5 protein-coding genes and 1 pseudogene are annotated in these 4,223 nt (G+C 62.2%); 5 read left to right on the top strand and 1 reads right to left on the bottom strand.

The window, feature by feature from the left end; genetic code table 11:
* Nucleotides 1-469: 469 nt before the first annotated feature.
* From RUW20_RS19705 to RUW20_RS19695, 3 genes and pseudogenes are all read left to right on the top strand, one after another.
* Nucleotides 470-670 (top strand): annotated as a pseudogene (locus tag RUW20_RS19705) (CsbD family protein); the annotation flags it as partial.
* 856 nt (nucleotides 671-1,526) lie between these two features.
* Nucleotides 1,527-1,817 carry a GlsB/YeaQ/YmgE family stress response membrane protein gene (locus RUW20_RS19700; protein ID WP_313953922.1) on the top strand — a complete coding sequence of 97 codons (291 nt, stop codon included), beginning with the start codon at nucleotides 1,527-1,529 and terminating at the stop codon, nucleotides 1,815-1,817.
* A complete protein-coding gene (locus RUW20_RS19695; protein WP_313953921.1) occupies nucleotides 1,814-2,128 on the top strand; it encodes a BON domain-containing protein in 315 nt (104 codons plus the stop codon). Before RUW20_RS19700 ends, RUW20_RS19695 begins: the two co-directional genes overlap by 4 nt.
* A 197-nt stretch (nucleotides 2,129-2,325) precedes the next feature.
* Here RUW20_RS19695 and RUW20_RS19690 read toward each other — a convergent pair whose 3' ends face one another.
* On the bottom strand, nucleotides 2,326-2,454 hold the full coding sequence (locus RUW20_RS19690) for a hypothetical protein (RefSeq protein WP_313953923.1): 129 nt from the start codon (nucleotides 2,452-2,454) through the stop codon (nucleotides 2,326-2,328).
* Between RUW20_RS19690 and tal the strand changes: the two genes are divergently transcribed.
* A complete protein-coding gene (tal, locus tag RUW20_RS19685) occupies nucleotides 2,442-3,533 on the top strand; it encodes a transaldolase (RefSeq protein WP_313953920.1) in 1,092 nt (363 codons plus the stop codon). The two genes, RUW20_RS19690 and tal, sit on opposite strands and share 13 nt — an antisense overlap.
* A 339-nt stretch (nucleotides 3,534-3,872) precedes the next feature.
* Nucleotides 3,873-4,100, top strand: coding sequence for a hypothetical protein (locus tag RUW20_RS19680; protein ID WP_313953919.1), 228 nt, complete (start codon nucleotides 3,873-3,875; stop codon nucleotides 4,098-4,100).
* Nucleotides 4,101-4,223: the final 123 nt, after the last annotated feature.

The following is a 4,223-nucleotide window of genomic DNA, read 5'->3' as shown; positions in this document are numbered from 1 at the left end:
GCGACAGCGCTGCGGACGGTCGATTTCCGTTGGAGCGATGAATAAGGGCGCCAGCACGGCCGCGGCAAGGCAAGGCAAGGCAAGGCAAGAGGAACTGATTCTGCCAGATCGGAGCACGCGATTTGCTTCCGGTCGTCAATCATGGCGTCCGACGGTTCACGCGGCCATTGGCGGCCGTCTGTCTTCCATCTGCTACCCGCGCCAGACCCGTCACGGCCATCGTCAGCGGCGCTCGAGTCCCGCCTGCGTACGTTAGCGCACAGACTGCGCCGGATCATGCGCCCAAGCTGGTCATGTCATCGGGCGTTTCCAACCAAGCCGTCCACCGCTGAGTGCGGCGGCCACACCGTCTCCTTCTCCGCCTGTCGCTGTACGCGGGGTTTGGTGGGGAAACCCGGGTGCGATGCACGATGCCCGATTGGCAATTCCGCCGTTCGGGTTACCAATACAACAATACAAGGAGCTTGATATGAACTGGGATATCGTAGAAGGGAACTGGAATCAGTTCAAGGGCAAGGTGAAAGCGCAATGGGGCCACCTCACTGACGAGCAGCTCGATGTGATTGCCGGCCAGCGGGCCGAACTCTCGGGCAAGATTCAGGAGGCCTACGGCATCACCAAGGACAAAGCCAATGCGCAGATCAGACGTTTCGAAAAACGCAACAAGGATTACCAACCGGTGATCGCCGGCAAGCGGGCCGAGCTCTCGGACAAGATTCAGGAGACCTACGGCATCACCAAGGACAAAGCCGACGCGCAGATCAAACGCTTCGAAAAACGCAACAAGGATTACCAGTTGTCGGATTACCCACTGTCGAACGCCGCCTGATCCGATCCTCGCAGTGCGCAGCCCAACACAGCGCTGCGCACCACGCCCGGGTCGCGGAGGCACGCGCTTTCGTAAAGGACCCATATCATGACCAGCTACAGACGCTTCATTGGCTCTATGCCTCCGCATCCCGCGGCCCTCGCCCCGCTTATAGTCCCCACGATTCGCCGGAAGGCGAACAGCCGACAGGAGGCAGCTCTCGTCGACTGGGAAGAGGAAGGCGGCAGGCTGGCGGTGCCCGGCGTCGGTGCGAAACCCTCCTGACCCGACCGGCAGCAAGCCGCCGCGGCAGGTCATGACCGCCGCTCCGGCCGAGTGTTTGTCATTGAGCACGATCTTGCCAAGGCCGGACTGAATCCCGTGACGCTCGCCGGCACGGCGAACCGCCCGTTTGCTTCATTTGCGTGCCCCCCCGGCGCACTCGCAAGGCTGGCCTCCCGCACTGAATAACGTGCGCCGCCGTACAGACCAGGTGCGTCGTTGTGAATACGCTGCTGTTGAGCATTCGACACGGTGTACGAGTCGCCCACCGTCAGCTTCGCGTATCGGTCCGGCAGGCGGCGTCATACGGTCGCACGGCTGACATGCGCGCCAACGGGTGTGAAATGAGTGTGAAGATGCGGCAGCGCATGCTTGGGCCCTGCCGCCTGACGCTGAAGATGGCCAGGCCCGACAGCTGCAGATACAGGAGGCAATCATGTCGTTACTCGCATGGATCGCAGTGGGACTCTTCGCCGGCTTCATCGCCAGCAAGATGCTTAGCGGAAGCCGGCAGGGCGTCGTCACGGACATCGTTCTCGGGACTGTCGGCGCAGTCATCGGCGGCTGGCTCTTCCATACCTTCGTGATGGCCGGTGAAGGCCGCTTCCACCTCTACAGCCTGTTGGTCGCCATCGTCGGAGCCATCGTGCTGCTGGTGGTGTACCACGCGATTTTGCGCGAGGTTCGGCAAGCTCTGTTTGACCTCGATCTGGAGAAAAAATCATGAACAAGATGGGCAAGGTTCTTGCCGCACTATTCCTGGCGGTCACCCTGGTGTCCGCCGCAGGTTGCGCGTCAAGCTCGAAGCAGGAGGGAACCGCTGAGTATGTGGACGACAGCGTCATCACCAGCAAGGTGAAAGCCGCCCTATTCAACGAGCCCAGTCTGAAGTCCGCCGAGATCAACGTCGAGACCTTCAAGGGCGCGGTTCAACTGAGCGGCTTCGTGAGTTCGCAGGCCGCGATCAACAAAGCGGTTGCAGTGGCACGCGCCGTCGGCGGCGTCACATCCGTCAAGAACGACATGCGGCTCAAGTGAGCGATGGCGGTTCGCCGCCACCGCCGGATACTTCACTTCGGTGGTGGCCGTGAACCGCCTGCCGCAATCGAAAGAACTCCCGCAGCCAGGCCGATGAGCGCCAGAGGCTCGGTGGACTTCCTGGATTTTTCCTTCAGGAAGGTGCTGCACAGATCGGCATTGATGCCGCGGCCGCCTTCGTGGCAGACGCCGAGCTGCTACGAGCGCTGCGGGTGGTCGGGATTGACGATGCCGACGTTGTGGCCGCCGCTGGTCAGGGCGAAGGTCAACTCGCGGGCGTCGCTCTGCAGGTGCAGCTTGAACAGGAGACCACATGAACCCGACACGACAACTTCACGATCTGGGCCAGAGCCTGTGGCTCGACAATATTACCCGGGGCCTCCTGACGAGTGGCACGCTCAGGCGCTATATCAAGGAATTTTCGGTGACCGGGCTCACCTCCAACCCGACGATCTTCGATCACGCCATCACCAATGACCAGTCCTACGATGACTCCATCCGCAGCAAGGCGCTCGCAGGCGAGTCCGGCGAGGCCCTGTTCTTCCACCTCGCCTTGGAGGACGTGATCCAGGCAGCTGATCTTTTCCGCTCGATTCACGACGCCACCGGCGGTGTCGACGGCTGGGTGTCGCTGGAGGTATCACCCTTGCTCGCGGACGACACTGCCGCCACCGTCAGGGCGGCCGCGCAACTGCATGCACGCGCGCGATGTCCCAATCTGTTGATCAAGATCCCGGGTACCCCGGCAGGCATTCCGGCGATCGAGGAGACGATCTTCGCGGGCGTACCGGTCAATGTCACGCTGCTCTTTTCCCGCGAGCACTACATCGCTGCGGCCGAGGCCTATATGCGCGGCATCGAGCGGCGCATTGCTGCTGGCCTGGATCCGGTGGTCGCATCCGTGGCATCGCTTTTCGTCAGCCGCTGGGATGTCGCCATCATGGACAAGGTTGCACAGCAGTACCGCAACGGTCTTGGCATTGTCGTCGCCATGCGTGTCTACCAGGCTTACCGCGATTTGCTGGCAGCGAAGCGCTGGCGAAAACTCGCCGCAGCCGGGGCGCGGCCGCAACGCCTGCTCTGGGCAAGCACCGGGAGCAAGGATCCCGCCGCCGCGGACGTTCTTTACGTAGAAGCGCTGGCAGCGCCGGATACCATCAACACCATCCCCGAAACAACGCTGCTCGCCTTCGCTGACCACGGCAAGGTAGGCAAGCTATTGCCGCTTGATACGGGTCATGCCGAAGCCGTGCTGGCGGAATATACGCGCGAGGGCGTCGACATTGACGCGCTTGCCGCCCGGCTCCAGAAAGACGGCACGGAAGCCTTCGCCAAGTCATGGCAGGCGCTGATTGGCCGCATCGCCGAAAAGAGCCAAGCTCTGGCGAAGGCCGGGCCGCCATGAATGCGTATCCCATCGCCCGGCCCTGGGCGCGGCGCTGATGGCAGCGAGCACGCTGATTGCGGCCATCAACGCACGGTTGCTGCGGCTGAAGAAATGAACAGACGCACCAGGACGCATTGCGCGTTAATCGCGTCAGCTCGTGAGTTTGACGCCACGGCAAGCCGTGACAGAAGTACGTGCGACAGCGCACGGACTCCGAACAGGCCGAGGCATACAAGGGTCTTGTCGCAGTCAGTCACGCGGATCCCGCCGTTTCGCTGGGTGCCCGGTAACGGACACCCACATCTATCCAATACTGAATGGAGCTTGACGATGACACGCACAGACCTTTGCAAGACCTTGAGCGCCGCCGCATTGATGGGCGGAATGATTGTTACAGCAAGCGCGCTGGCCCAGTCGCAAGGCGGAAACGCCGGCTCCGGCATGATGGGCGGCAATGGCGTCGGCTGGATGAACGGCAACGGTTCAAGCTCGATGGGCGGCGACGGTGGCGGGATGTGGCTGCCGCTCCTGGTGGTCATCGCGGTGGCCGGCGTCGTGGCATGGCTCGTCTCGCTCAAGAAATGAACAGACGCGCCAGGACACATCGCGCGTTAATCGCGTCAGCTCATGAGTTTGGCGCCACGCTAACCCGTGACAGAAGTGCGTGCGACAGCGCACAGACTCCGAACAGGCTAAGGCATACAAGGG

Origin of the sequence: Accumulibacter sp. (assembly GCF_032229525.1) — a bacterium.
Classification (GTDB): Bacteria; Pseudomonadota; Gammaproteobacteria; order Burkholderiales; family Rhodocyclaceae; genus Accumulibacter.
The sequence above is the reverse complement of the archived record's forward strand: the minus strand, read 5'-3'. Positions and strand labels throughout refer to the sequence as shown.

Bases quoted from the DNA above. Each gene is read 5' to 3' on its own strand.
- RUW20_RS19700 (WP_313953922.1), top strand. From the start codon at position 1,527: ATGTCGTTACTCGCATGGATCGCAGTGGGACTCTTCGCCGGCTTCATC.
- RUW20_RS19695 (WP_313953921.1), top strand. From the start codon at position 1,814: ATGAACAAGATGGGCAAGGTTCTTGCCGCACTATTCCTGGCGGTCACC.
- tal (WP_313953920.1), top strand. From the start codon at position 2,442: ATGAACCCGACACGACAACTTCACGATCTGGGCCAGAGCCTGTGGCTC.